The following is a 23,842-nucleotide window of genomic DNA, read 5'->3' on the forward strand; positions in this document are numbered from 1 at the left end:
AAAATTAGAGGCAAGAATATCAACTAAAGACTTCTCCGCTTATCATTTGGTTACTTTTTGAACGTCCTTTATTATGACTATATTTCATTAAACATGTATTTAGCGCAATTGCCGGTAACATGAATACAAAAACCCCCTTTAATAAGAGGGCTTAATGGCATCTTACTACGTTAGCAGAAAACTGTCACCTTTAAACAAAAATATATTTACTGTTAAAGCTGATAGAAATAATGTATATCTCTTATCAAACTTCCATAATTTCATTTTCTTTTGTTTTTGCTAAGTCTTCAATTTGTTTAATAAAAGCATCCGTTGTGTTCTGTACATCGTCTTGAAATGCTCTCAAGTCGTCTTCAGTAATGTCTCCATTTTTTTCATCTTTTTTCAGCTGATCATTGGCTTGACGACGATGGTTTCTGATTTGCACGCGGGCTTCTTCTGAATATTTGCCGACTAATTTCACCAGTTCTTTTCTTCTTTCTTGCGTAAGCGCAGGAATATTTATCCGGATGATGTTTCCATCATTAGACGGTGAGAGACCCAAATCTGCTTTCTGAATTGCTTTATCAATATCGCCGATAGCAGATTTATCATACGGTGTCACCGTTAATAATCTTGCCTCCGGTGCACCTACTTGAGCCAGTTGATTAAGCGGCGTGTTCGCACCATAATAATCCACATAAACATTATCCAAAAGGCTTGGATTGGCACGACCGGCACGAACAGAGGCTAAATTTCTTGAAAAAGCTTGAACAGCCTGCTTCATTTTTTCCTTCATATCTTTTATCACTGAATCTGACATTTTTAGTTCCCCCTTATCGTTGTTCCAATATTTTCACCTTGTACGACTCGCTTAATGTTTCCTTTTTCCATAATAGAGAAGACAATTAACGGCAGGTCATTATCCATACATAATGAAGAAGCGGTAGAATCCATCACGCCTAATCCGGCATTTAACATTTCTAAATAGGTTAATGATTGATATTTTTTTGCTTCTTTATTCATTTTAGGATCGTCCGTATAAACGCCGTCCACGTTATTTTTAGCCATTAAAATAACTTCTGCTTCGATTTCTGCAGCACGTAATGCTGCTGTTGTATCGGTAGAAAAATAAGGATTTCCGGTTCCGGCAGCAAAAATAACAACACGTTTTTTCTCCAGATGGCGAATCGCTTTCCGCCGTATGTATGGCTCTGCAACCTGTCTCATTTCAATGGATGTCTGAACTCTGGTCTCTACACCAATGGTTTCCAGACCATCCTGCAGGGCCAGGGAATTCATAATGGTTGCGAGCATGCCCATATAATCAGCTGAAGCTCTATCCATTCCCATTTCGGATCCTACTTTACCGCGCCAGATATTTCCGCCGCCTACGACCACAGCAACCTCTACTCCAAGGTCTGCAACTTCTTTCACTTGCTCTGAAATGGAATGAATGATTTCTGGTGAGATTCCATAACCTTCTTCTCCACTTAAAGCTTCTCCACTTAATTTTAACACAACTCTATTATAATGTGCTGTTGTCATAATAACCTCCAGAGAAAAAATATATTTTGCACTTATATAGGATGTTCAAAAAGTCCAATAAAAATGACACTGCGAATTTCTGCGTTGGCTTGCTTTTACGGTACTCACGTATTATAAAGCATAGGGGAACTTCTACTAAGAACACCCACGTCCTGTGGGCAACGTAGAAGTCACCACATCCTGTGAAAGTCCGTTCCTCAAAGCGGCGCCGCCTTGAACTTCTTGGTCCTATTTATCGGTCTTTTTGAACACGCACTTATATAGTTACAAAGAAGGGAACAAATTAATGTCCCCTAATTTGTATCACTTATTTTTTAATTTGGCTCATAACTTCTTCCGCGAAATTGTCTTCACGTTTTTCCATTCCTTCGCCTACTGCATAGCGAACGAATGCTTTGACAGAAGCGCCTTTATCTTCAACATATTTTTTCACTTTTTGGTCTGGATCTTTTACAAAACTTTGCTCTAAAAGAACGATTTCTTCAAAGAATTTGCCTAGACGGCCTTCTACCATTTTTTCAACGATGTTTTCTGGCTTGCCTTCGTTTAATGCTTGTGTTTTAAGCATTTCACGCTCGCTGTTTACTTCTTCTTCTGCAACTTCATCACGGGATGTATAGCGCGGATTGATAGCTGCTACATGCATTGCAATGTCTTTCGCAAGTGTTTCATCAGTGGTTCCTTCCAATAAAGAAAGTACGCCGATATTTCCGCCCATATGAAGGTAAGCGCCAAATGCATCATTATCTGTTTTTTCTAATACTGTGAAACGGCGAAGAGAAATTTTCTCTCCGATTTTAGAAATAACTTTTGTAATGGCATCTCCAACTGTCTCTGATCCATCTAAAAGATTTTGTTGTAGAGCTTCTTCTACGGATGCAGGATTATTTTTAACAATGTGCTTTCCAAGATCGGCAAGCAATTGTTTGAACTGATCATTTTTGGTTACGAAGTCTGTTTCACAGTTTACTTCAATAATAGCAGCTTTGTTTCCATCGATTTCAATGTGTGTTAAACCTTCAGCTGCGACACGGTCTGCTTTTTTAGCAGCTTTTGCCATGCCTTTTTCACGAAGAAAATCAACTGCTTGATCCATATCTCCGTCTGTTTCTGTTAGTGCTTTTTTACAATCCATCATTCCAGCACCTGTTTTTTCACGTAATTCTTTAACCATTTGAGCAGTTACTGCCATGTTAAATTCCTCCTTGGTATATTCATTTATAGAAGTTGAATTAAAGATTTAAATAACTTTCTTACTTAACAGTATAGGCATCAAGAGAGTCTTCATAGTGATCGCTATGGAAAAACACTACACTTTCTCATAGAAGTCTCTGTATTTTCCCTCCGTTAGGTCGTTCTAATCTTTAATCATTATTCATTTATTAGTATAAATTAGTTAAAATCAACCTATACCTTTATAGCGTTCGCGCATATTACACATTCATTCTTCTTGAAAAAAGGGTGATAAAAGGCTTCTATCCTCTTATCACCCTCACCTTTTAAAAGATTACTCTTGGGAAGCAGTTTCTTCTTCTACTTCTGCTTCTAATTGGTCTTGTTCAGAAACAGGTTCTTCTGTTTCTTCACCTTGTTTCACTTCCAGAATAGCATCTGCCATTTTTGAAGTAAGAAGTTTTACTGCACGGATGGCGTCATCGTTTGCAGGAATAACATAATCGATTTCATCCGGATCACAGTTTGTATCCACAATTCCGATGATTGGAATGTTTAATTTATGAGCTTCCGCAATAGCAATACGCTCTTTACGAGGATCGATAACAAACATCGCATCCGGAAGTTTCTTCATTTCTTTCACACCGCCTAAGAATTTAACAAGACGATCTTTTTCTTTCAATAAGTCAACAACTTCTTTTTTAGGCAGTACTTCAAATGTACCGTCTTCTTCCATTTTTTCAATGTCTTTCAAACGATTAATACGTTTACGGATAGTTTGGAAGTTTGTTAACGTTCCGCCTAACCAGCGTTGGTTTACATAGAACATTCCAGAACGGACAGCTTCATCACGTACGGAATCCTGTGCTTGTTTTTTTGTACCGACGAAAAGAACAGTACCGCCGTTTGCTGCGATTTCTTTTACGTAGTTGTATGCCTCATCCACTTTTTTAACTGTTTTTTGTAAGTCGATGATGTAGATGCCGTTACGCTCCGTGAAAATATATTTTTTCATTTTCGGATTCCAACGACGTGTTTGGTGACCAAAGTGTACACCAGCTTCTAGCAATTGTTTCATTGAAATTGCTGCCATAATAAATTCCTCCTAATTGGTTTTTTTCCTCCGCATTTTTCTTCTTTATAAGAATACTGTCTAGCAGCACCAATCTTATAAATCCAAATGCGTGTGTTGTTTTTATCTAACTATTAATCGTGGATTCATAAATCCTCTCTGATAATTAGACTATTTACACCAAAAGTTAATATACCACAACATCCCAATGTAAGCAAGTAATTTTCATGACTTTTTTTGATGCATTTTGATAATTATTTCAGCTTCAATTTTACCACAGTTTAACTGTTGGGCTATCTCGTCTGTTGTATTCCCATTTGCATGGAGCTGCAATACCTTTGCTTCCAAAGAAGTTTCTACTTCGTCCTGGTAAACAGCCGATGGGGACATTTCCGGATTCTGCAGTTTCTCCTCTGTTTTGATAGATGCGGCTTCTGTATCTTCTGCAACGGGAGAAGCAGTTTGTTGTATTTCTTCCCAATCAGCTGTTTTTGTATCAGGTTGCTTTTCTTCCTCTAAAAGGCGCTGCAACATTTTATTCTCTTTCCGAATTTCCGTCAGCGTCTCTTTTAATACAGCTTCTGTTTCCTTACTATTACCGGCATGCTGTCTGTCCTTTAATAATAAATAAATAGCTAATAGGGAGACACCATGTAGTATAAAGCTGATCATCCATAGTAATGTTGACATATTTATTCCTTTCCATACATACTTTTACATATTCTCTTTCTACCTAAGCCTGCGTGATTTTTTGTAACGTTGACCGTAACTTAACAATACTTCGCTTATGTATTTGAGAAATCCGGGAAGTCGTTAATCCCAGCACTTGGCCAATCTCTGTAAAGGTTAACTCATCTTGATAAAACAGACTGATGACAAGCTGTTCTTTTTCATTTAATGATTTAATTCCATCTATCAATTCCTCTTTCCGTTCTGCCTGAATAAGTCTGGATTCCGGTCTCAGATCAGGTTTATCGGATACACTGTAGCCGATACCTTCTTTTAAATCACTTTCATGACTTTTCGGTTTATCTTCAATGGACAGCATATTGCTAACGACCATATCCCGCATGGTTGTTTCCACTTCCTGAACAGACATCCCGGTTATATCAGCAATATCTTCCGGCTGCGCCTCACGTTGATACCTTTGTTCAAAAGATTCACTTGCCTGTTCCACTTTTTTCGTTTTCTCACGGATAGACCGTGGCAGCCAATCTTCTTTTCTCAAACCATCCATAATGGAACCTTTAATCCGAAATGAAGCATATGTATCAAACTTCAGATCACGTTTTAGTTCAAATTTATGCAAGGCATCATACAGCCCCAGCAAACCATAACTGCGTATTTCTTCCCGATCAACACGATGAGGCAGCTGACTCGCAATTCTTTCCGTGTGAAAGGAAACAAGATACATGTAGTTCTCAATGAGTATGTTTGCTGCTTCATTATCTTGATTGGATACCCAATTTTCCCATAACTTTTTTTCTTGTAAAGGCTCTAGAGAACTCAAAGAAATACACGCTCCTTTCCAATCGGTTAAATGGTAAAAATATCATGATTCCGTTTCCTCACAGAAAGTTTAGAAGTGACTGGATCAAATTCAATGGTTCTCCCTAAATTTCCGCCTACATCCGAAGAAACAATTTTAATATTTGATTTCCGGAGGGCTTCCTGAACTGCTTCGATGTTTTTATCGCCAATCCGCATAAAGCTGGTTCCTTTACCAACTTGAAACATTTGTGCTCCTCCGGCCATCTTTGCTTTTATACTGACGGCTCCCAGTTCCAGCAGCATTTCTATCAGTTGAGGAATAGCTGTATCCGCGTATTTCATCGGGTTTATAGTTCCTGCCTTTGCTTGGCCGGAATCAGGTAACAAAACGTGGGATAACCCTGCTATTCCTTGTCTTTCATCATATAACACCGTGCCGATACACGAACCCAGGCCTAAAGTACGGATTGTATCCGGCGCATGGACCGTTTTTGTATCTGCAATACCTACATTTACAATTGTTTTCATCGCACTCATATTAATTCCATCCTAATTTGGCAAAAAGCTTCTGAAAAGAGTCCGGATCAGGAATAAATAAGAAATTGCCTCTAATTTGTTCATGTCCTTCTTCTTCTTGCCTGATTTCCGTATCAATGATAATGCAGTAATCTGTTACTTGAGAAATTTCTAATAATCCCATTGTCATTATAGCTCCGGCCATATCCATTCCAAGATGCGGGACGGAAGGCTGCAGGTTCATTCCCGTAAAGTCGGAAAGAGCTGTGAGGTAAGAACCTGTTAAGATATTTCCAATTTCACTTAATGCAGACATCGCAATCTCTAATTCTGCACCGTTTGTTTGTTCAGATAATTGAAACGCCTGATTATGAGTCAATTTTTGCACCAGGTATTCTGCTTCTTCGATATCCACAACAATCGCCATCACGCCCGTTATTTCACCTTCCACCTGAAACATAATACCGACAATCGGCTGCTCCGGCCCGCCGACTAATGCAATCACTTCATTAAAATCAGCAATCTCCACATTGGGAACCGTCATATCAATCTTCTGTTCCAGAAGCCGGGATAGGGATGTTGCTGCATTTCCAGCGCCAATATTTCCTACCTCTTTTAAAATATCTTTCTGAAAACCCGTCAGTTTAAAAACATCCATTAACGATCATCCGTTTCTTGTGTCTTTATTTCTTCTAAATGTAATAACGCATATATATTTAATAAGATAATCAAGCGGTTATCCAGATGTGCGATAGCCTGGATGTATTCCTTTTTTACAGTACCAATTGTTTCTGGCGGATTTTCCAATAGATCGACGGGGATATCTAAAACATCCTCTGCGCTGTCTATCATTAAACCTACCTGTGTCTCTTCTATTCTGGTAATAATAATCTGATCCTCATCCCGGCTATGCTCCTGCTGTCCTTCCAGCCGGATTCGTAAATCGATGACAGGAATAACCTTCCCTCTCAGATTAATAACTCCTTTGATATAGTTTTTCTCATGCGGAACACGAGTGATTGGCAAAGCTGTCTCAATAGATTCTACAAAATTCACAGGCAGTCCGTATTCACTGCCATTCAGCTCAAAAATAATTGTTTTTTCCAGTGTTTCTGAAGTTGATTGTTCTTGTGTCATTCAAATCGATCCCTTCAAATTATTTGTTAACAAGGTTACTCAGCTGGCTCGCCATTTGATTTAAAGGTACTTGATAATCAGCCAGTCCTTCCTTAACAATAGATTTTGGCATGCCGTAAACAATTGCCGTCTCTTCCGTTTCTGCTAGTGATAATACATGGGCATTTGCTTTTTTCAGTTCTTTTAAACCAAGCGTTCCGTCATTTCCCATTCCTGTTAAGACACAAGTGACAATCTGATAATTCCGAAGGGCACATAAAGAACGGAACAAGGTATTTACAGAGGGACGGTGCCCATTATCCGGAGACTGCTGATTTAACGAAACAATTAATGCCGTCCCGCTGCTTTTCACCTCCATATGATAGCCGCCTGGCGCAATATAGACCGTCCCCTTTTTCATTAATTCACCATGTTCTGCTTCTTTCACGGCTACCTTGCTAATCTGATTCAGCCTTTCCGCAAGCGATGCAGTAAATCCGGGAGGCATATGCTGTACGACGGCAATCGGAACACGGATATCTTTCGGTAAAGCGGTAATCACTTTCTGCAAAGCTCTCGGACCGCCGGTAGATGTTCCGATAGCCAGGAGTCTTTTCGTTGATAGAGCAGGTGGTACGGGCATCGTTAGCGGCTTTTGAATCGCTTCGATCGGCTTATGCTCTTCCGCATGATTGATTTTTTTATGTACCTTAACCGTTGCCGCTGTATATACCTTGTCACATATTTCTTGTTCTACCTTTTTTATATCTAATGAAATCGCTCCGGACGGCTTTGTAATAAAGTCCACCGCCCCTGTCGAGATAGCCTGAATGGTATAGTCGGCTCCTTGTTTTGTTTCACTGGACAGCATAATAACCGGAACTGGGTTTTCATCCATAATCTGTTTTAAAGCTCCTAAACCGTCCAGCTTTGGCATCTGTACATCCATGGTTACCACATCCGGCTGCAGCTTTTTTACTTTATTTACGCCGTCTACACCGTGTACAGCAGATCCAACAACATGAAAACGGCCATCTTCTGTTAAAATTTCTGTAATCATCTTTCTCATAAATGCAGAATCATCTACGACAAGAACATTAATTAGAGTCATTCCTTCACCCCTTCATGAAATGTTTTATCCGTTCTATGAAACTGCCGGATTTACGTCCTGTTCTATCAGCTCGGTTTACGTAGGTTTTCAGAATGAAATCGATCGCTTTTGATGCTTTCGTTTTCGGATACAACATCGTATACGGCTTCTGATGCATCACCGCTTTCATCACATTCCCATCTTCAGGTATAGAACCCAGCCCTTGCGCTTCTCCATCTAAAAATGAGTCAATAACTGCATGAAAGTTATCAAGAATAGCGTTGTTTCTTGAACGGTTTAAAATCGTATAAATCGGCATATCCGTCTGATTCGTTAAAATGTGCTTTACCATTCCATATGCGTCTGTAATGGAGGTCGGTTCCGGCGTTGTTATTACAAAACATTCATCTGCTGCCAAAATAAAAAATAACGCAGTTTCGGTCATGCCAGCTCCCATATCAAACAGAACATAATCATATTCTCTTAACAGCTTTTCCAGGCCTTGGTAAAAGATTGCTTTTTTATGCTTGTCCAACTCCACAAATTCGAGAAGCCCGGAACCCCCGGGAATATAGTCCATCCCATAAGAACTTTTTACAATTGCCTCATGCATCGAAATCCGGTTATTTAAAACATCCGCAATCGAATTGTCTGTTTGCATACCAAGAAGTAAATCAATGTTTCCCATGCCAACGTCTAAATCAAATAGCAGCACGCGCTGATTTTCCTGTGCCAGTTTAATAGAAAAGTTAAGGGTAAAGTTTGATTTTCCTACCCCGCCTTTCCCGCTGCATACCGCAATGGTTTTTGCGATTCTGTCAGAGGAGAGCTGATTCCGGAGTTTTTCTGCTTGATCATAACTCATTGTTTATCACCTGTAATGAGATGTTTCAGCTGCTTTAAAGTTGGATGTATCATATCCTCCGGAACATCTTGTCCGTTCGTCATATAACCAATCCGGATATCCGGATATTGGAATACGACATTTAAAATATTTCCGTACTGCTCTGTTTCATCCAGTTTTGTCAAGATCAGACCATGGATACCAATGGCATCAAATTTCCCATAAATGTCCAGAAAATCTTTCGGTTTGGCAGTCATCGATAAAACCAAGTAATTGGTTACTTCTTCCGGGTGTATCCAGTCCGCCAGATCTTTCACATACACATCATCCCGATAATTCCGGCCCGCTGTATCTACTAAAATCACATCATAATCCCGGAACTGTTCAATATATTCCTGGTATTCTTTTTTAGTATAGGCTACTTCTACAGGTATATGGAGAATTTTGGCATATGTTTTTAATTGTTCAACCGCTGCAATACGGTATGTATCCAGGGTGATAAGTGCAACGCTTTTATTCTCTGTTAATTGCATTTGTGCAGCAATTTTTGCAATGGTTGTCGTTTTCCCTACACCAGTTGGGCCGACAAACTGAATCACTTGATGCGGATAAGTAAATCCTGTTTGCAGTTGTTCTAAGCGTTTTGCTAATTGTTTATTAACGTTTTCCTTCAACCTATTTGCGGTATCTCCCTCAGAGGAAACGGCATCTTTATTTCCTTCCGTCACGATATTTAAAGCAATATCAGAAAGAACTTCCTGCTTGGTCAAACTGTCATAAACCAATTGTTCCTCTGGTGTTAATTGAAGTTTCAGCTGCCTGTTTTGTGCTTCCAACAGCTTATAAACCTGTTCCATCTCTTTTGAATGGGAACCATCCGCTGTATTTTCTTGAATTGTTTCTTTTTTAAGGACGGGTTTTTCCTTTTTGACAGCCGTTTTATTAGAAGGTTTGACCGGATCCGGATCATATCCGGCAACAACTTCTATATAGTTCTTTTTAAAGAAACCTAACACACCGCCTGATTTTATTTGTCTGGACTGTAAAATCACAGCATCAGTACCAAAATCCTTCCTCACTTGCTTCATCACTTCCGGCATAGAAGGCGCTTTGTATTTTTTTATTTTCATCCGATATTCACCACCCCTACACTTTGTACCTCGACTGTCGGCTCCAATTCATTGTAAGACAATACGACAACCTGCGGTAAAAACCGGTCCAGTAATTGTTTCAAGTACATTCGCACTGCTGGAGAACAAATAATGATAATGGTTTCCTCCTGCAGCGAAACTTTTTCAGCCTCTTTATGAATGGCCTGCACAATTTCCTGTTGCTGATCCGGCTCTAAAGCTAAATAATTGCCATGTTCTGTCTGTTGAATATGATCAGCAATGGCTTTTTCAATCTTCCCGGAAACCGTAATTACTTTCAACGGACTATCATCCTTCACAAAGCTTTTCGTGATTTGAGCTGCTAATCCTTGTCTGACGTACTCACCTAACACATCGGTATCGTTTGTGAACCTGGCAAAATCAGCCAACGTTTCAAAAATCACCGGCAAATTCCGGATTGATACCCCTTCTCTTAAAAGCTTTGCCAATACTTTTTGAACATCGCCAACAGATAATGGCTCTGGCGTTACTTCCTCCACTAAGATCGGGTTCGACTCTTTTAAGTGATCGATAAGCTGTTTTGTTTCTTCCCTTCCCAACAGTTCAAATGCATGTTTCTTAATCACTTCTGTCAGGTGTGTCGATACAACAGAAGGAGGATCAACTACCGTATACCCTGATAACTCTGCCTCATCTTTTATGTCCTCACTTATCCATTTTGCAGGCAGCCCAAATGCAGGTTCTTTTGTTTCAATACCTTCTATATCATCCTCTAAAAAGTCGGGAGCCATGGCTAAATAATGATTCAGCATGAGTTCACCGCTGGCAACCTTATCCCCTTTTATCTTCAGTTGATATTCATTCGGCTGCAGTTGGATGTTATCTCTGATTCTTACGACAGGTATCACCAGTCCCAGCTCAATCGCCAGCTGTCTCCGTATCATAATAACCCGGTCCAGGAGGTCACCGCCTTGAGATGTATCCGCCAAAGGAATCAATCCATAGCCGAATTCAAATTCAATCGGATCCATATTTAACAGATCGACAACATTTTCCTGCTGTTTGAGTGCTGTTGATTCGGACTCTTCTTCCTCTTCTTCTGTGACCTCTTCCGGTTCCGTACTCTTTCTTTCCATCCAATAGCCGCTAAAAGCTAAAAATGCAGCTAACAGGGTTGTCAGGAAAAAATTAATCGGTGTCAGTCCAAGGAGGAAAATAGCCCCTGCAGCAATATATAACAGTTTCGGAAACTGTAGCAGCTGACCTGTTACATCAAAGCTTAAGTTGCTTCCCCGGGCAGACCTCGTCACAACAATCCCTGTTGCTGTAGAAATAAGCAATGCAGGAATTTGGCTGACCAGGCCGTCCCCGACAGTCAGTCTCATAAATAAATCAACCGCTTCTTGCATGGACATTCCCATCTGGACAACACCAATAATCATTCCAAAGAGAATGTTAATCAGTACAATAACAATTCCTGCAATAGCATCTCCTTTGACAAATTTACTTGCCCCATCCATGGAACCGTGAAAATCAGCTTCATTTTCAATTTTCTCACGGCGCTCTTTTGCCTGACTTTCTGTAATTAAACCTGCATTTAAATCGGCGTCAACGCTCATCTGTTTTCCGGGCATGCCATCAAGGGAGAATCTGGCTGCCACTTCTGATACACGTTCTGCACCTTTCGTAATAACAATAAAATTAATAATCACTAGAATGACAAATACAACAAACCCAACTAAGGGGTTATTCCCTATTACAAAGGAGCCGAACGTTTCGACAACTCCTCCTGCATCACCTTCAGAGAGAATGGCCCGGGTGGTGGACACATTTAAAGCTAACCGGAATAGTGTCAGAAGCAATATCAACGTCGGAAATACGGAAAATTGCAATGGTTCCGTTGTATTCATTGCTACTAAAATCACAACGAGTGCAAGTATAATATTAATTAATATGAAAAGACTTAAAAGTTCTCCAGGCAAAGGAATAACCAGCATGATAATGACTAGTATAACGCCTATGAGAACCGCAATATCCCGGAACTTCATTTCCATTCTCTCCTAACTTCTTACGCTTTTTTTCTCCATTTGGTACACATAAGCAAGCACTTCTGCCACGGGTTGAAAGTATTCTTCGGGAATCCGTTCATCCAATTCCGTACTTGCATAAAGTGCCCTTGCCAGAGAACGATTTTCGATCATATGTACATGGTGCTCTTTTGCAATTTCTTTGATGCGCTGCGCAATACTGTCTGTTCCTTTTGCAACAACAAAGGGAGCATCCGCCTTTGTTTCATCATATTTAATTGCAATCGCATAATGTGTCGGGTTGGTAATAATCACATCTGCTCCCGGAACTTCACTCATCATTCTTCTGGTTGCGATTTGCCTCTGCTTTTCTTTCATTTTAGATTTAATTAAAGGATCCCCTTCGACATTTTTATACTCGTCTTTAATATCTTGTTTGGACATACGGATGTTTTTCTCAAAATCATATTTTTGATACAAATAATCCAGAACACCTAAAAAGAGTAATAAAGCAATCGCTGCAAAAGCCATGATGGCAGTAACTTGTGCAAAAAATCCTAACGCTCCTTCCGGCTCCAGAAATGCCGTCATCAGCATTTGGTCTTTATTTATCCAAATTACTGAAAATGTTACCGCACCGACTAAAGCAATTTTCAGCATCGATTTCAGAAATTCCACCAGGGCACGAATGGAAAAGATTCGTTTAGCCCCTTTAATGGGATCTATTTTTTTTAAATCCGGCTTTAATGACTCTGTCGAAAATAAGAATTTAACCTGAAGCAAATTAGCTGCAACCCCAAAAACAATTGCGATTAGCATAATCGGCGCAACCATTAGAGCTGCTTGAAGGGCGGAATCATTAAAAAGGGTTTGGATCGAATGATTGGTTATATCCCAATGAATATATTCCGTAAATGATTTTCGATAAAATGCCAACATATAATCAAGGATATATCCGCCAAATACAAATAAACCGATAAAACAGCCCAGCAGCAAAATGGCTGTATTGATATCCTGACTTTTAGCAACACGTCCTTTTTTACGTTCATCCTGCCTTTTCTTTGGAGTGGCTTTTTCTGTTTTTTCACCTGCAAAAAATTGTAAGTCTAATGTTAATGTCACATTAAACACCTCCAAATAAAGCCATCAATTGCTCCATCACCCGAAACATCGCTTCAAAAACGGATTGCAGTATTCCGACGTACAGAGCGAGAAATACCAGAATCGCTATAAAACTCACTAATATTTTCAATGGCAGACCGACAACAAATACATTCATTTGCGGTACGGTACGGGCCACGATTCCCAATGCCACATCTACTAAAAATAAACAGCCGACAATAGGGATAGCTATTTGAAAAGCAATAATGAACATCGTATTAAAAGTGGTTAACACGAATTCTATGATGCTTTCCTCGCCAAAAGGAATAAATTGATCTAATGGAATGTAGGAAAAACTGTTCATCATGCCATTCAAAATCATATGATGGCCATCTACGGATAACAAAAATAACAATGAAATAATATAAAAATATTGGCCTGTCAAAGGACTCTGTGCACCTGTTTGCGGATCTACCACATTCGCAATGGCAAAACCCATTTGAAAATCAATAAATCCACCGGCAATCTGGATAGCCGACACCAGAATGAATGCTATCAGTCCAATACAAATCCCGACCAGGGCTTCTTTTACCAGCAAGAATACATATAAATCATTTAAAGCAACATGATCAATATCCACGGTTGATATTAAAATAATGGCCAGAAAAAAACTGATTCCGATTTTAAATTGAACCGGAACAGACCGATAAGAGAATAAAGGCATAATGACAAAGAATGTCAAAAGCCGTACAAAAATTAACATAAATGCTGGAACAAGGTTCCAATTAATCATCTCAATCATTACGCACAACTACCCTATGTACTGATTTAAATTCACATACAGATTGGAAGTAAATTCAACAATGGTCGTTAACATCCACGGTCCAAAAAATACCAGGCCGAGTAACACCGCCAAAATTTTAGGAATAAATGCCAATGTCTGCTCTTGAATTTGCGTTGTTGCCTGAAAAATACTTACCAGTAAACCTACTGCCAAAGCTAACAGCAACAACGGGACAGTTATTAATAAAATGGTAAAAATACCCCGTTCAGCCAGGGTTAATACTAACTCACTACTCATTGATTCTACTCCTTCCAGTACATCCTGAATGTCCAGCACTTCCAATACATGTTAAAAACCGCCGAGTAGAGACTGCGTAATCAAATACCAACCATCCACCAAGACAAATAATAATATTTTAAACGGCAATGAAATCATTACCGGCGGCAACATCATCATTCCCATAGACATCAAAATACTTGCTACGGCCATGTCAATAATTAAAAATGGAATGAAAACCATAAACCCCATTTGAAATGCTGTTTTTAACTCACTGATAGCAAATGCAGGAACTAAGGTAGTTAACGGAATATCCTGTACTGTTTCCGGCGGTTCTGCCTCTGTGTAATTCAGGAACAATTGCAAATCCTTCTGTCTCGTATGCTGTGCCATAAATTCTTTTAACGGGACACTTGCATTTTCATACGCTTCATCCAGTGTAATCTCCTCTGCAAAAAGTGGAGATAGACCTTCTTCATAAACTTCCGAAAAAGTCGGAGCCATGATAAAAAACGTCATGAATAGAGCAATACCGATTAACACCTGATTAGGAGGCATCTGCTGTGTAGCCAATGATGTACGTACAAATGACAAAACAATAATAATGCGTGTAAAACTTGTCATTAATATCAAAATTCCCGGAGCTAAGGAGAATATGGTTAATAACAAGAGCAGCCTTACAGACATAGCTACATTTGTCGGATCAGAGCTTGAAAATATATCTATAAATTCATTCATGGACATCGTCCTTATGTTTCTGAATCAGATCCTGGCGATTTTTACGAATCGACTTCAATTCCCTGTTCAGTAATTGATTAAAAGACGCATTGGATAACGGATCGCTTTCTGCTTTTTTTCCTTTTGAAAAGAAAGATAAAGCATCTGTCCCTTTTTCTGTCGATTGATTCAGCAATTGTTCTATGCTTTCAGGGTCATCGATTTCTTCTAATAGCTCCACGTTATCTCCAACCCCGATTAGATAATATTTGTTTCCTGCACGGATAATTTGCACGGATTTATTCGATCCGACGGACACGCCGCCTACATTACGCAAAATACCCGGCTGCTGGTTAAATCCATTCTTTTTTCCTAAAAACTTTAAGACGACGTAAACTAAGCCTAATACAAGAGCCAGGCCAATAACTAAGCGGACAATTTGCCAGCCCATGGATGAATCATTTGAGTCATCCTCAACTAAAAATGCATTGTCATTGTTGTCCATCATCATATCTTCATCATTTTCTTCCGGTTGTTCTTGATCTGTATTTAATTCTTCTTCGTTACACCCCTCGTCATTTTCAAGGCAGTCTAACACATTTGCTTCTGCACCTACGCTGATGGGAAGCAGCAGAAAAAATAGCATGCCTGCCCCCAGCGCGTAGAGATACCATGATTGCTTCTTCAATCTCGTCAACTCACTTTTTAAATTGAAGTTTTTCAGTTTAGTACCAAAATCTATGGGTGATGTTATCTCATAAATAAGTTAATGAAACTAATCGGCATAGTGTTTTTCCGCAACGGTTGCTGTAATAAAAAATATAGCCATTTGTAACCCATAGATTTTGGTGAAGAACCAAGTTTTCTTAGCCGAGTGCTTTTTGAATCGCTTCAATGACACGATCTGCCTGGAACGGTTTAACAATAAAATCTTTTGCTCCCACCTGAATAGCATCAATAACCATTGCCTGCTGCCCCATTGCGGAACACATAATGACTTTTGCATCCGGATTAATCTGAAGAATTTCCTTCAAGGCTTGTAATCCATCTTTTTCCGGCATGGTAATATCCATCGTTACCAAATCAGGCTGTTGTTCTTTATATTTTTCTACCGCTTCATTGCCATCTTGTGCTTCTCCAACTACTTCAAAATCATTTTTGGTTAAAATATCTTTAATCATCATTCTCATGAAAGCTGCATCATCTACAATTAATATCTTTTTACCCATTTTTTCTCGCTCCTTCAATTTGAAAAATCTATTTCTTTAAATGTTGAATTCGATCAGTCTGGCTGACAATGTCTGTTACACGGACGCCAAAATTCTCATCAATGACAACGACTTCTCCTTCAGCTACCAATTTTTCATTTACCAGAATATCTACAGGTTCGCCTGCCAGTTTGTCCAATTCAATAATGGACCCTGCTCCCATTTCCAGGATTTCCTTAATAGACTGCTTTGTTCTGCCTAATTCAACCGTCACCCGTAAAGGAATATCCATTAACATATCCAGATTACGCTGGCCTTGATAATTGATCGGAGCCTGCTCGAAATTTGAAAATGCAGCTTCCTGGATGTTTGATTTTTGCATACTTGGTCTGCCTAAAATATCATTGTTTCTTTGAATCGTTGACCCATTATTCTCTGCTTCCCTGCTGACAGGTTGTTCTGTCGGCTGATGGTCTGCTGCTGGTTCTGAAACCGCCATTGAACTTGCATCCGGGCTGGCCGCAGCTTGGCTTTTCGAAGCTTGTTCTGATTCTTCTTCCGATGCTTGTACGGGAGCGTGTTCCGGCTCCGTTTGATTGGGAGCTTCTTCTTCGGCAGAAGGCGTCGGATTCATTAATTGCTGTACTAATTCTTTGGCAAAGTCCAGCGGAACCAGCTGTACCATATTCGAATCGATTAAATCCCCTACCATTAATTTGAAAAATACTTTGACATATACTTTTTCTCCAAATAAAAGATCTTTTTTCTGTTGATCCAATCCATGGATGATTTCAGGAGGAGAAATATCTATTTTCTTATTAAATACAGTGGACATACTTGTAGCAGCTGAACCCATCATCTGATTCATCGCTTCCTGAACAGCACTGAGATGCATTTCATTGAGTTCTCCGTCCGGGCTGGTTCCATCGCCGCCAAGCATAATATCAGCAATGATCGCTGCATCCTCTGATTTAATGAAAAACACATTGTTGCCTATAAAACCTTTTATGTAATTCACTTGAACACTTACAGGTTTAAACGTAACTTCGCTTTCTAGTTCTTCCTTATCAACTGTCGTAACTGCCGGCGTTGTAATTTCCACTTTTTGATTTAAAAGCGTAGACAACGTGGTAGCAGAGCTTCCGAAAGAAATATTACCAATTTCTCCTAAAGCATCTTTTTCTACATCCGTTAAAAACGGTTTTTCTTCTGTCTGCTCCTGCTCGTTGTCCTCCTGACTATCTTCAGGGACTTTCAGCAGGGCATCTATTTCTTCTTGCGACAGCTTGCCGTCATTCATCATTTTCCATCACCCCATTCAGTTCCTCTAATACTTGAACAGACATTTTATGCCGGTACTCACCTGGTTGTACAAGGAACTTAAATTCATCGTTCACAGCCATTTTCAACGGTGAATCAATGGCTTGATCCAATGCAATTACATCGCCGGCAGAAAATCTTAGAAATTCATCAATATTCATAGATGTCTCACCCAAAATGGCTTTTACTTCGACATCTGTATTTTTCAGATACTGCGACATTCTTTGCATGCTTTTTTCATCTTTATTATTCGTCTGCATCCAATAAGACGCAGAGAGCTTGGGGATGATCGGTTCCAAAATGACATGAGGAATACAGATGTTAATCATCCCGGAAGCTTCCCCAATCATTGCTGATAGCGATACAACAACGACTGTTTCCGTCGGTGCAACGATTTGCAGGAATTGTGGATTTTCTTCAAATTCCTCTAATACAGGTTCAATATCTGTAACAGAGGACCAAGCTTCTTTTAAATTCCCTTCTGCCTTCTCAAACAATTGAGTGAGCAATATCTTTTCAATTTCTGTCAGACTGCTTGATTTTGAACCGGTAGAGCCATTCCCGCCAAGCAGCCGCTCCAATAATGCAAATGCAATATTAGGATTGACTTCCATGATTAAATTTCCGTCTAATGGCTGTAAGCTATAAATGTTCAGAACTGTCGGCTTTGGTACGGATCGTATAAATTCCTCATAGGGTACTTGATCAACAGAGGTAACCGTAATATTCACATATGTTCTGAGCTGCGTGGCAAAAAAGGTTGTCAGCAACCTCGCATAATTCTCATGCAGTCTTGCAATACTGCGTATCTGGTCTTTTGAGAAACGTAATGCTCTCTTAAAATCATATACGCGGATTCTTTTTTCATCTTCTTCCTTTTTCAATTCTTCCGCATCCATTTCTCCTGATGTTATCGCTGATAGCAAGGCATCAATTTCATTTTGTGATAATACCTCATCCATAAAATCTGGTCACCTCCTGACAGGAGTTATCATCTATTGAAGTATCTTTTTAATGGTATATACTTCGGTAACCGTTCCTTCTGTCATCATTTCATTTAAATTTGTCTTTAGTGTATCTTCCAGGTCATCAAGTCCTGTTTGAAATTCATCTTCATCCATAACGGCCAATTCTTTAATTAGTAAATTGGTAATCTGAAAATCTCTTTTTTCCAATTCATCGATGGCATCATTATCATCTGTAATGACTTGAAATTGCACTTGAACATACCTGTTATCCATTATGTCTGTTGTCACCTCTGATGTTTCATAGGAATGACTGACCATGTCATCAATCGATTGTTCCCCGGATGTTGTTTCCGGTTCATTTATATAAATAACAATAATTAATGTTGCCACGACAACGACAAGTAATGTAATAATAGATGTCATCACGACCTTCACTATCTTACTCATCTTTTTCACCTGCCTTTAATGGAAGCGCAGGGAAGCCAATCTGATGATAAAAATCTGTCACCTTTTTAATAATTTCTTCTTCACTTTCTTTGACAAATACTTTTTTTCCATTTAGTAAAGAAATGCTTGTATCTGCATAAGCCTGTACCTGCTCAATCATAATGGCATTCAGAACAAAAGATTCATTATTTAATCGGGTTAATTTAATCATAAGTTACCAGGGCGATCCTGATAATACTGGTTCAGGTTCGCCCCTTACCCTCCCTTGCTTATCGTTTTAGATTAACAAGCTCTTGCAAAATCTCATCCGAGGTTGTAATAATTCTTGTATTTGCCTGAAATGAACGCTGTGCAGTAATCATTTCTGTGAATTCTTCCGACAAATCCACGTTGGACATTTCTAAGGCGCCGCTAACAATTTCTCCTGTACCATTTGCTCCACCCGGTGCACCTAAATCCGGCTCACCAGCATTATCCGTAGCTGCATACAAACTACCTCCGACTTTTTCTAATCCCGATGGGTTCGAAAAATTAGCTAATGCAATTTGTCCAGCTTGTTGATTGTTATCATTTCCATCAATATAAGTCACCGTTCCATCCGGTTCTACACTGAAGCTCTCTGCATTGTCCGGAATATTGATATTATTTCCGCCGGTAGATTGTAAATAATAACCATCTGCATTGACGACATCTCCATTATCATCCAGGTAAAAATTGCCGGCACGTGTATAGTAATCATTACCATCTCCCTGCACGACAAACATTCCATCTCCTTCTATTGCAAAATCTAATGGATTATTTGTTGTTTGCATAAACCCTTGGGTATGCGTATTTGAAATGGCGCCTTCCTGAGATCCAAGACCAACTTGAGATGCGTTGATGCCGCCCCGTTCAGCTCCGGCTCCTTGTGCTGCGGATGTTGTCTGGCTCAGCATATCCTGAAAATTAATATTCGCTTTTTTATAGCCAGCTGTATTTACGTTAGCAATATTATTCCCGATAACATCTAATTTGGTCTGTGAATTTTTCATTCCTGAAATACCTGAATACATGGATCGTAACATGATTATTTCCCCTTTTTTCTTTTAATTTGACCGCTTCTGTCAATCCACGGTGACAAGCTTCCCGTAAAGGGTCCGGCTTGTTTGAACTTATAGTAAAATCGTTCCGTCAATATTTGTAAATATTTTTTTATCTGCCTCATTTTGATTCAGTGCCGTAACAATAGTATTGTTTTTCACACTGACTACCATGGCATTCCCGTCAACAACAACCAGGGCATCTTTGACCCCTTTTTGTTTTGCTTCTTTTACTTTATCCTGTATAGACTGCCATTCCTGCTTGCTCAAGTGAATATTCCGATCTTGCATCCGTTCTGCAGCATGTTTACTGACAGTCAATTCCTGCTGTTGTTGAAGCATCTCTCCAAAGGAAGTATTCCTTTTGGATGGCTGCGCTTTTGGCATATGCTGTTCCTGCGATATAGGTGGTATGATAGGTTGAATAGGGCGAACCATTATTCTTCTCCTTCCTCATTCCCTACAGGGCCTGCTGTATCATTTTCTGATTCATTATCCGCTTCGTTTGCTGCTGTTCCAACTTCCACCACTGAATCAGCATAGATTTTTTTGCCATTATCTAAATGGAAAACAGCCCATCCATCCTGCTCAGATACCGAAACAATTTCATTTGTGTCAACACCAGCTACTTCTCCAGTTTCTTCATCAAATGTTCTGTAATTCACCGTCTCCCCAATCATATGACTATACTGGATAGCTGGCGATACGAGCTGGTTGTTTACTAAAAGGTCCATCGAATTAGACATATTCATCATTTGCTCCAGAGAAGAGAAAGTTGCCATTTGTGCAATAAACTCCGATTCATCCATGGAATTCGTCGGATCCTGGTTTTGCATTTGCGTTACCAATAGTTCCAAAAATTCGTCTTTTCCCAATTCCGGAGAAGGTTCTCTTTCTTTTGGCTGATTACTTAAGTATAAAGATGTGTCAACAGAAGTGATGATTGTCACCGCCTTTCAAATAGTTTGTCTGTATAACTTGCTCCATGATTAAACCTGTTCTTCTATATTTTGAGATAGTAACTGCTCCATAAACGATTCAAATGACTCCGTATCAGGGGCTGGCTCCTGTTCACCGGATTCAGAAGATGCTTCTTCATGTCCTGATTGCTGCTGTTCATTTTGATTTTCCTTCGAACTTTTCGACGCGTCTGTTTGGGAAGCAGCCAAATTATCCTGTCTTTCCACCGATACTTGATGCGGTGAAAACATATTTCTCAGCTGATGCAGGTTCGATTCCAGTACTTCCTTCACTGCTTTGGAAGAAACGAGCATCTGTACAGTCAATTCTCCATTTGTCTGCACAAAACGAATGGTCATATCTCCTAAATTTTCCGGTCTTAACTGAATAGCTATCGGGTTTTGTCCACGCGCAAATCCTTGGAGACGCTGGCTTTGCACAATCGTTTCCATCTTTTCAATCAATTCTTTCCCGGATAAACCTTTCGCTGTATCCGACTGTCCCATATGGATGATAAATTGTTCCACTTTTGAAATCGGCAGACTTTCCTGCTTCAGCCCGGCTGATGATGTACCTTGAAAAGAAGTTTGCAGCCATGCTGCCAATTTAGCCTCCGTACGATGCACCATGTCTTCTTTTACCGGTTGGCGGTATTCCGCTTCATTATTTGTATCTGTTTGACTTGTACCATTCATATGCCCGTTCTGCTTGATAACTCCCGGAGATACTTCTTTGAAAGCCGACTGCAGCCATGTGGCTATTCTTGCTTCTAATCGCTGCATTCCTTCTATATCTCCCGCAGATGCTTGCCGGGATGACATCATGGCTGATGCGGATTGTTCCATCGCTTGTTTTACTTGGTTTTCCGCTTGCTCCGGTTGACGATATGCTTGCAACAGCTTGGCGATTTGCTTCATTACCTGCTCTGCAACGCTTGGCTCTGCAGTTTGTATTTGCCGGTTTATCACATCCAGCACTTGCTGTATATTTGCTTTTAAAGAATCAGCTTGCCCTTCGTTAAACGCCATACTTTCCAGCAGCTCTTCGTCTAGGAGACCTGACTCTGTCAACTGCTTCGTAATCTGTTCCATTATATGTTTCGCTTCGGCCGGATCAAGTTCTGATATAACCTGTTGTAAATCTTGTAACACGCTGTCAGCGTCCAAGTTATCAAGATGTTCACCACGCTTTGATAAATCGCCAGCCAGTAATGAACATGCCATTTGATGTATCGTCTGATCAAAAGGAGATGAATCTGCGCTTTGTATTTGCTGCTGTATCTTATCCAGCATATTTTCCTTATCTAAATCCGGATTCTTTTGGAAAAATGCCTCCCAATCTTGCAGCAAATTTGCCAGTTTGCCAGCTACGTCATCTATATCTGCCGTTTTTTCAATATCTTTTAGCAGATTGATCATTTCGTTATAAATATCTGCGGCAGCTTTTTCATCTGCTTTCGCATCCGTTGTTACATCTATTTGATTGACTTGATTTTTTGAGGACAAGTGCCTGTTGAGCAATTTTTCGAGAAGTAATTGCTGCTCGTCATCCTCCGTTGAACGCGCCTCTTGTTGTGAAGCAGCTTCCTGCATGATAATAGCAGCTACTTCTTCTTGCAGGAATTCATTTTCCTTCAAAATCGCCATCACTTCATCCGGAAGTATTTCTTCCAGATTTTCATACATTTCCGCAAGCTGTTGTTCCTTGCCTTGCTGCGGCTGCACCTTATCTTTCAAACTCGGGAACGGTTCCGTTTGTCGTAGTAATAATTCTCCGAAATGAGAATCTTGCTTTATCTCTGTTTTTGCAGATGCCTGATTAGAAGATGGAAAATCCGTTATATTTAACCTTGCCGCTTGCATTATTTCACCTCCCTTCAAGCTGTGCTATAAGGAATCAGTCCATTAACATTTGCGAATAAGTAGTCGCTGCTTCCACATTCATCTCCTGTAAAATATCGCCACGATCACCTGTAGACATTTCTTCTAGAATCGTAATGGCTGAATCGTTTTCCATATTTTCCAAAATGGCAGCCGCCTCTTTACTTTTCATACCCTCTAATGTTCTGGTCATCGAACTTTTTTCCGTTGCAGCGCCCGCTTCTGCTTGTCCCTGTTCGCCATCCTGCTGTTCACCGTTATCTTCTTCTGTGTCTTCTTCCGCTTCTTCGTCCATTTCATCCATCTCTTCTTCTAAACTGCTTACCTGCGTTTCTAAATCAGCAATCGTTTCTTCAAGTTCCTGGATTTGTTCATCTTTATTATCAATCATTTCATTCCTGCTCTCCACTTGGTTCCGCAGTACGTCCAAGTCGTTTTCAGAGCTTACTTCTTCACCAGTTCCGCCGGATTCGTCTGTAAACATTTCTCCAACCACGGGAACAGATTGCCCCCGTTCTTTTATCCAATCCAATGTATTAAATCCGGCAATATGTAACACAAAAACGACAATGACAACCAGGATGAGAAGGGGCATCGCTATTAAAAACAGTTTCATAAAAATACCGCCGGAGGACTTTTGAACGTCCGTTTCCATTTCACTTTGTTTTTTATTTTTCATCATTTTCACCTTTGGTTTTGTCTCAGAAATTGTTGCATGGACATTTCATCCATAAAATCAGCTTCTTGTTTCCTTATCATTGCTTGTGTTTCTTCTTTTTTCAAATCAATAATCTTCTCATATTTCTTATATTCAATATAAGCTTCGGACAATTTTGTTTGCTTCGAATGCATATCATTCCTTGCTCTTTGTACCAAAACTTGTACCGTTTGAATCTGGTTTGTCAATTTTTCAATATAAGCAGATTGCTCCTTTATTTTTTCAATCGACGTCGATGCCTGAACAGCATTGTCAAAGGAAGTTTCCGCCATTTCTTTTTTCTTCAACAAGTTGTACAGTTCTTTTGCAATTTGTTCGAACGTTTCTTGCGACGCTGTAAAAGCCTTTTGAGCTACCTGTCTCTCGTTATCATGCATATCTCGTATTTTAGTAAGACTGGATATCTTAGCCATTTA

General features: G+C 39.7%; 29 protein-coding genes. All 29 read right to left on the reverse strand.

Annotated elements, in window-relative coordinates:
• Positions 1-244: 244 nt before the first annotated feature.
• The 29 genes from frr to fliJ all read right to left on the reverse strand — a co-directional run bounded on the left by frr (position 245) and on the right by fliJ (position 23,839).
• The gene (gene frr, locus B7E05_RS13720) at positions 245-802 is read right to left on the reverse strand and encodes a ribosome recycling factor (protein WP_080874730.1); all 558 of its coding nucleotides are present in this window, start codon (positions 800-802) and stop codon (positions 245-247) included.
• Positions 803-804: 2 nt separating this feature from the next.
• Complete coding sequence (gene pyrH, locus B7E05_RS13725) at positions 805-1,527, reverse strand: UMP kinase (RefSeq protein ID WP_080874731.1); 723 nt, start codon at positions 1,525-1,527, stop codon at positions 805-807.
• A gap of 307 nt (positions 1,528-1,834) precedes the next feature.
• Complete coding sequence (gene tsf, locus B7E05_RS13730) at positions 1,835-2,719, reverse strand: translation elongation factor Ts (protein ID WP_080874732.1); 885 nt, start codon at positions 2,717-2,719, stop codon at positions 1,835-1,837.
• Positions 2,720-3,034: 315 nt separating this feature from the next.
• Complete coding sequence (gene rpsB / locus B7E05_RS13735) at positions 3,035-3,793, reverse strand: 30S ribosomal protein S2 (RefSeq protein WP_080874733.1); 759 nt, start codon at positions 3,791-3,793, stop codon at positions 3,035-3,037.
• 204 nt (positions 3,794-3,997) lie between these two features.
• Positions 3,998-4,462, reverse strand: a complete 465-nt coding sequence (locus B7E05_RS13740) for a DUF6115 domain-containing protein (RefSeq protein WP_080874734.1) — start codon at positions 4,460-4,462, stop codon at positions 3,998-4,000.
• 43 nt (positions 4,463-4,505) lie between these two features.
• Positions 4,506-5,282 carry a FliA/WhiG family RNA polymerase sigma factor gene (locus tag B7E05_RS13745; RefSeq protein WP_080874735.1) on the reverse strand — a complete coding sequence of 259 codons (777 nt, stop codon included), beginning with the start codon at positions 5,280-5,282 and terminating at the stop codon, positions 4,506-4,508.
• A 26-nt stretch (positions 5,283-5,308) separates the two neighbouring features.
• Complete coding sequence (locus B7E05_RS13750; RefSeq protein WP_080874736.1) at positions 5,309-5,800, reverse strand: chemotaxis protein CheD; 492 nt, start codon at positions 5,798-5,800, stop codon at positions 5,309-5,311.
• A gap of 1 nt (position 5,801) precedes the next feature.
• Positions 5,802-6,437 carry a chemotaxis protein CheC gene (locus B7E05_RS13755; protein WP_080874737.1) on the reverse strand — a complete coding sequence of 212 codons (636 nt, stop codon included), beginning with the start codon at positions 6,435-6,437 and terminating at the stop codon, positions 5,802-5,804.
• Positions 6,437-6,916 (reverse strand): chemotaxis protein CheW, encoded by a 480-nt coding sequence (locus tag B7E05_RS13760; RefSeq protein WP_080874738.1) that lies wholly within the window; start codon positions 6,914-6,916, stop codon positions 6,437-6,439. The genes B7E05_RS13755 and B7E05_RS13760 overlap by 1 nt, the downstream gene beginning before the upstream one ends.
• 19 nt (positions 6,917-6,935) lie before the next feature.
• Positions 6,936-8,006 carry a protein-glutamate methylesterase/protein-glutamine glutaminase gene (locus tag B7E05_RS13765; RefSeq protein WP_080874739.1) on the reverse strand — a complete coding sequence of 357 codons (1,071 nt, stop codon included), beginning with the start codon at positions 8,004-8,006 and terminating at the stop codon, positions 6,936-6,938.
• A gap of 4 nt (positions 8,007-8,010) precedes the next feature.
• Entirely contained in the window at positions 8,011-8,850 is an 840-nt protein-coding gene (locus B7E05_RS13770) for a MinD/ParA family protein (protein WP_080874740.1), read from the reverse strand.
• Complete coding sequence (gene flhF, locus B7E05_RS13775) at positions 8,847-9,959, reverse strand: flagellar biosynthesis GTPase FlhF (RefSeq protein WP_080874741.1); 1,113 nt, start codon at positions 9,957-9,959, stop codon at positions 8,847-8,849. Before flhF ends, B7E05_RS13770 begins: the two co-directional genes overlap by 4 nt.
• The gene (gene flhA / locus B7E05_RS13780) at positions 9,956-11,989 is read right to left on the reverse strand and encodes a flagellar biosynthesis protein FlhA (RefSeq protein WP_080874742.1); all 2,034 of its coding nucleotides are present in this window, start codon (positions 11,987-11,989) and stop codon (positions 9,956-9,958) included. Before flhA ends, flhF begins: the two co-directional genes overlap by 4 nt.
• 12 nt (positions 11,990-12,001) lie before the next feature.
• Positions 12,002-13,090 (reverse strand): flagellar biosynthesis protein FlhB, encoded by a 1,089-nt coding sequence (flhB, locus tag B7E05_RS13785; RefSeq protein WP_080874743.1) that lies wholly within the window; start codon positions 13,088-13,090, stop codon positions 12,002-12,004.
• A 1-nt stretch (position 13,091) separates the two neighbouring features.
• A complete protein-coding gene (gene fliR, locus B7E05_RS13790) occupies positions 13,092-13,871 on the reverse strand; it encodes a flagellar biosynthetic protein FliR (RefSeq protein ID WP_080874744.1) in 780 nt (259 codons plus the stop codon).
• A gap of 9 nt (positions 13,872-13,880) precedes the next feature.
• On the reverse strand, positions 13,881-14,150 hold the full coding sequence (fliQ, locus tag B7E05_RS13795; protein ID WP_080874745.1) for a flagellar biosynthesis protein FliQ: 270 nt from the start codon (positions 14,148-14,150) through the stop codon (positions 13,881-13,883).
• Positions 14,151-14,201: 51 nt separating this feature from the next.
• Positions 14,202-14,867 (reverse strand): flagellar type III secretion system pore protein FliP, encoded by a 666-nt coding sequence (fliP, locus tag B7E05_RS13800; protein ID WP_080874746.1) that lies wholly within the window; start codon positions 14,865-14,867, stop codon positions 14,202-14,204.
• Entirely contained in the window at positions 14,860-15,534 is a 675-nt protein-coding gene (locus tag B7E05_RS13805) for a flagellar biosynthetic protein FliO (protein WP_143833238.1), read from the reverse strand. The genes fliP and B7E05_RS13805 overlap by 8 nt, the downstream gene beginning before the upstream one ends.
• Positions 15,535-15,712: 178 nt before the next feature.
• Complete coding sequence (locus tag B7E05_RS13810) at positions 15,713-16,075, reverse strand: response regulator (RefSeq protein WP_080874748.1); 363 nt, start codon at positions 16,073-16,075, stop codon at positions 15,713-15,715.
• 28 nt (positions 16,076-16,103) lie between these two features.
• Complete coding sequence (fliY, locus tag B7E05_RS13815) at positions 16,104-17,357, reverse strand: flagellar motor switch phosphatase FliY (RefSeq protein ID WP_080874749.1); 1,254 nt, start codon at positions 17,355-17,357, stop codon at positions 16,104-16,106.
• The gene (gene fliM, locus B7E05_RS13820; protein WP_080874750.1) at positions 17,347-18,336 is read right to left on the reverse strand and encodes a flagellar motor switch protein FliM; all 990 of its coding nucleotides are present in this window, start codon (positions 18,334-18,336) and stop codon (positions 17,347-17,349) included. Before fliM ends, fliY begins: the two co-directional genes overlap by 11 nt.
• Before the next feature lie 33 nt (positions 18,337-18,369).
• Positions 18,370-18,789, reverse strand: a complete 420-nt coding sequence (fliL, locus tag B7E05_RS13825; RefSeq protein WP_080874751.1) for a flagellar basal body-associated protein FliL — start codon at positions 18,787-18,789, stop codon at positions 18,370-18,372.
• A complete protein-coding gene (locus tag B7E05_RS13830; protein ID WP_080874752.1) occupies positions 18,782-19,000 on the reverse strand; it encodes a flagellar FlbD family protein in 219 nt (72 codons plus the stop codon). The genes fliL and B7E05_RS13830 overlap by 8 nt, the downstream gene beginning before the upstream one ends.
• Positions 19,001-19,058: 58 nt before the next feature.
• A complete protein-coding gene (gene flgG, locus B7E05_RS13835) occupies positions 19,059-19,853 on the reverse strand; it encodes a flagellar basal body rod protein FlgG (RefSeq protein ID WP_080874753.1) in 795 nt (264 codons plus the stop codon).
• 87 nt (positions 19,854-19,940) lie between these two features.
• On the reverse strand, positions 19,941-20,306 hold the full coding sequence (locus B7E05_RS13840) for a TIGR02530 family flagellar biosynthesis protein (RefSeq protein WP_080874754.1): 366 nt from the start codon (positions 20,304-20,306) through the stop codon (positions 19,941-19,943).
• Positions 20,306-20,818, reverse strand: coding sequence for a flagellar hook assembly protein FlgD (flgD, locus tag B7E05_RS13845; RefSeq protein WP_342745000.1), 513 nt, complete (start codon positions 20,816-20,818; stop codon positions 20,306-20,308). The genes B7E05_RS13840 and flgD overlap by 1 nt, the downstream gene beginning before the upstream one ends.
• Positions 20,819-20,857: 39 nt before the next feature.
• Positions 20,858-22,690, reverse strand: a complete 1,833-nt coding sequence (locus B7E05_RS13850; RefSeq protein ID WP_080874755.1) for a flagellar hook-length control protein FliK — start codon at positions 22,688-22,690, stop codon at positions 20,858-20,860.
• 34 nt (positions 22,691-22,724) lie between these two features.
• On the reverse strand, positions 22,725-23,387 hold the full coding sequence (locus B7E05_RS13855; RefSeq protein WP_179134541.1) for a magnesium transporter MgtE N-terminal domain-containing protein: 663 nt from the start codon (positions 23,385-23,387) through the stop codon (positions 22,725-22,727).
• A gap of 5 nt (positions 23,388-23,392) precedes the next feature.
• On the reverse strand, positions 23,393-23,839 hold the full coding sequence (fliJ, locus tag B7E05_RS13860; protein ID WP_080874757.1) for a flagellar export protein FliJ: 447 nt from the start codon (positions 23,837-23,839) through the stop codon (positions 23,393-23,395).
• Positions 23,840-23,842: the final 3 nt, after the last annotated feature.

It is taken from the genome of Oceanobacillus timonensis, assembly GCF_900166635.1.
In the GTDB taxonomy this organism is placed as follows: domain Bacteria; phylum Bacillota; class Bacilli; order Bacillales; family Amphibacillaceae; genus Oceanobacillus; species Oceanobacillus timonensis.

Excerpts from the sequence above, each read along its gene's own strand:
- frr (WP_080874730.1), bottom strand. The coding sequence starts at position 802 with ATGTCAGATTCAGTGATAAAAGATATGAAGGAAAAAATGAAGCAGGCT.
- pyrH (WP_080874731.1), bottom strand. The coding sequence starts at position 1,527 with ATGACAACAGCACATTATAATAGAGTTGTGTTAAAATTAAGTGGAGAA.
- tsf (WP_080874732.1), bottom strand. The coding sequence starts at position 2,719 with ATGGCAGTAACTGCTCAAATGGTTAAAGAATTACGTGAAAAAACAGGT.
- rpsB (WP_080874733.1), bottom strand. The coding sequence starts at position 3,793 with ATGGCAGCAATTTCAATGAAACAATTGCTAGAAGCTGGTGTACACTTT.
- B7E05_RS13740 (WP_080874734.1), bottom strand. The coding sequence starts at position 4,462 with ATGTCAACATTACTATGGATGATCAGCTTTATACTACATGGTGTCTCC.
- B7E05_RS13750 (WP_080874736.1), bottom strand. The coding sequence starts at position 5,800 with ATGAGTGCGATGAAAACAATTGTAAATGTAGGTATTGCAGATACAAAA.
- B7E05_RS13755 (WP_080874737.1), bottom strand. The coding sequence starts at position 6,437 with ATGGATGTTTTTAAACTGACGGGTTTTCAGAAAGATATTTTAAAAGAG.
- B7E05_RS13760 (WP_080874738.1), bottom strand. The coding sequence starts at position 6,916 with ATGACACAAGAACAATCAACTTCAGAAACACTGGAAAAAACAATTATT.
- B7E05_RS13765 (WP_080874739.1), bottom strand. The coding sequence starts at position 8,006 with ATGACTCTAATTAATGTTCTTGTCGTAGATGATTCTGCATTTATGAGA.
- B7E05_RS13770 (WP_080874740.1), bottom strand. The coding sequence starts at position 8,850 with ATGAGTTATGATCAAGCAGAAAAACTCCGGAATCAGCTCTCCTCTGAC.
- flhF (WP_080874741.1), bottom strand. The coding sequence starts at position 9,959 with ATGAAAATAAAAAAATACAAAGCGCCTTCTATGCCGGAAGTGATGAAG.
- flhA (WP_080874742.1), bottom strand. The coding sequence starts at position 11,989 with ATGAAGTTCCGGGATATTGCGGTTCTCATAGGCGTTATACTAGTCATT.
- fliR (WP_080874744.1), bottom strand. The coding sequence starts at position 13,871 with ATGATTGAGATGATTAATTGGAACCTTGTTCCAGCATTTATGTTAATT.
- fliQ (WP_080874745.1), bottom strand. The coding sequence starts at position 14,150 with ATGAGTAGTGAGTTAGTATTAACCCTGGCTGAACGGGGTATTTTTACC.
- fliP (WP_080874746.1), bottom strand. The coding sequence starts at position 14,867 with ATGAATGAATTTATAGATATATTTTCAAGCTCTGATCCGACAAATGTA.
- B7E05_RS13810 (WP_080874748.1), bottom strand. The coding sequence starts at position 16,075 with ATGGGTAAAAAGATATTAATTGTAGATGATGCAGCTTTCATGAGAATG.
- fliY (WP_080874749.1), bottom strand. The coding sequence starts at position 17,357 with ATGATGAATGACGGCAAGCTGTCGCAAGAAGAAATAGATGCCCTGCTG.
- fliM (WP_080874750.1), bottom strand. The coding sequence starts at position 18,336 with ATGGATGAGGTATTATCACAAAATGAAATTGATGCCTTGCTATCAGCG.
- fliL (WP_080874751.1), bottom strand. The coding sequence starts at position 18,789 with ATGAGTAAGATAGTGAAGGTCGTGATGACATCTATTATTACATTACTT.
- B7E05_RS13830 (WP_080874752.1), bottom strand. The coding sequence starts at position 19,000 with ATGATTAAATTAACCCGATTAAATAATGAATCTTTTGTTCTGAATGCC.
- flgG (WP_080874753.1), bottom strand. The coding sequence starts at position 19,853 with ATGTTACGATCCATGTATTCAGGTATTTCAGGAATGAAAAATTCACAG.
- B7E05_RS13840 (WP_080874754.1), bottom strand. The coding sequence starts at position 20,306 with ATGGTTCGCCCTATTCAACCTATCATACCACCTATATCGCAGGAACAG.
- B7E05_RS13850 (WP_080874755.1), bottom strand. The coding sequence starts at position 22,690 with ATGCAAGCGGCAAGGTTAAATATAACGGATTTTCCATCTTCTAATCAG.
- B7E05_RS13855 (WP_179134541.1), bottom strand. The coding sequence starts at position 23,387 with ATGAAAAATAAAAAACAAAGTGAAATGGAAACGGACGTTCAAAAGTCC.
- fliJ (WP_080874757.1), bottom strand. The coding sequence starts at position 23,839 with ATGGCTAAGATATCCAGTCTTACTAAAATACGAGATATGCATGATAAC.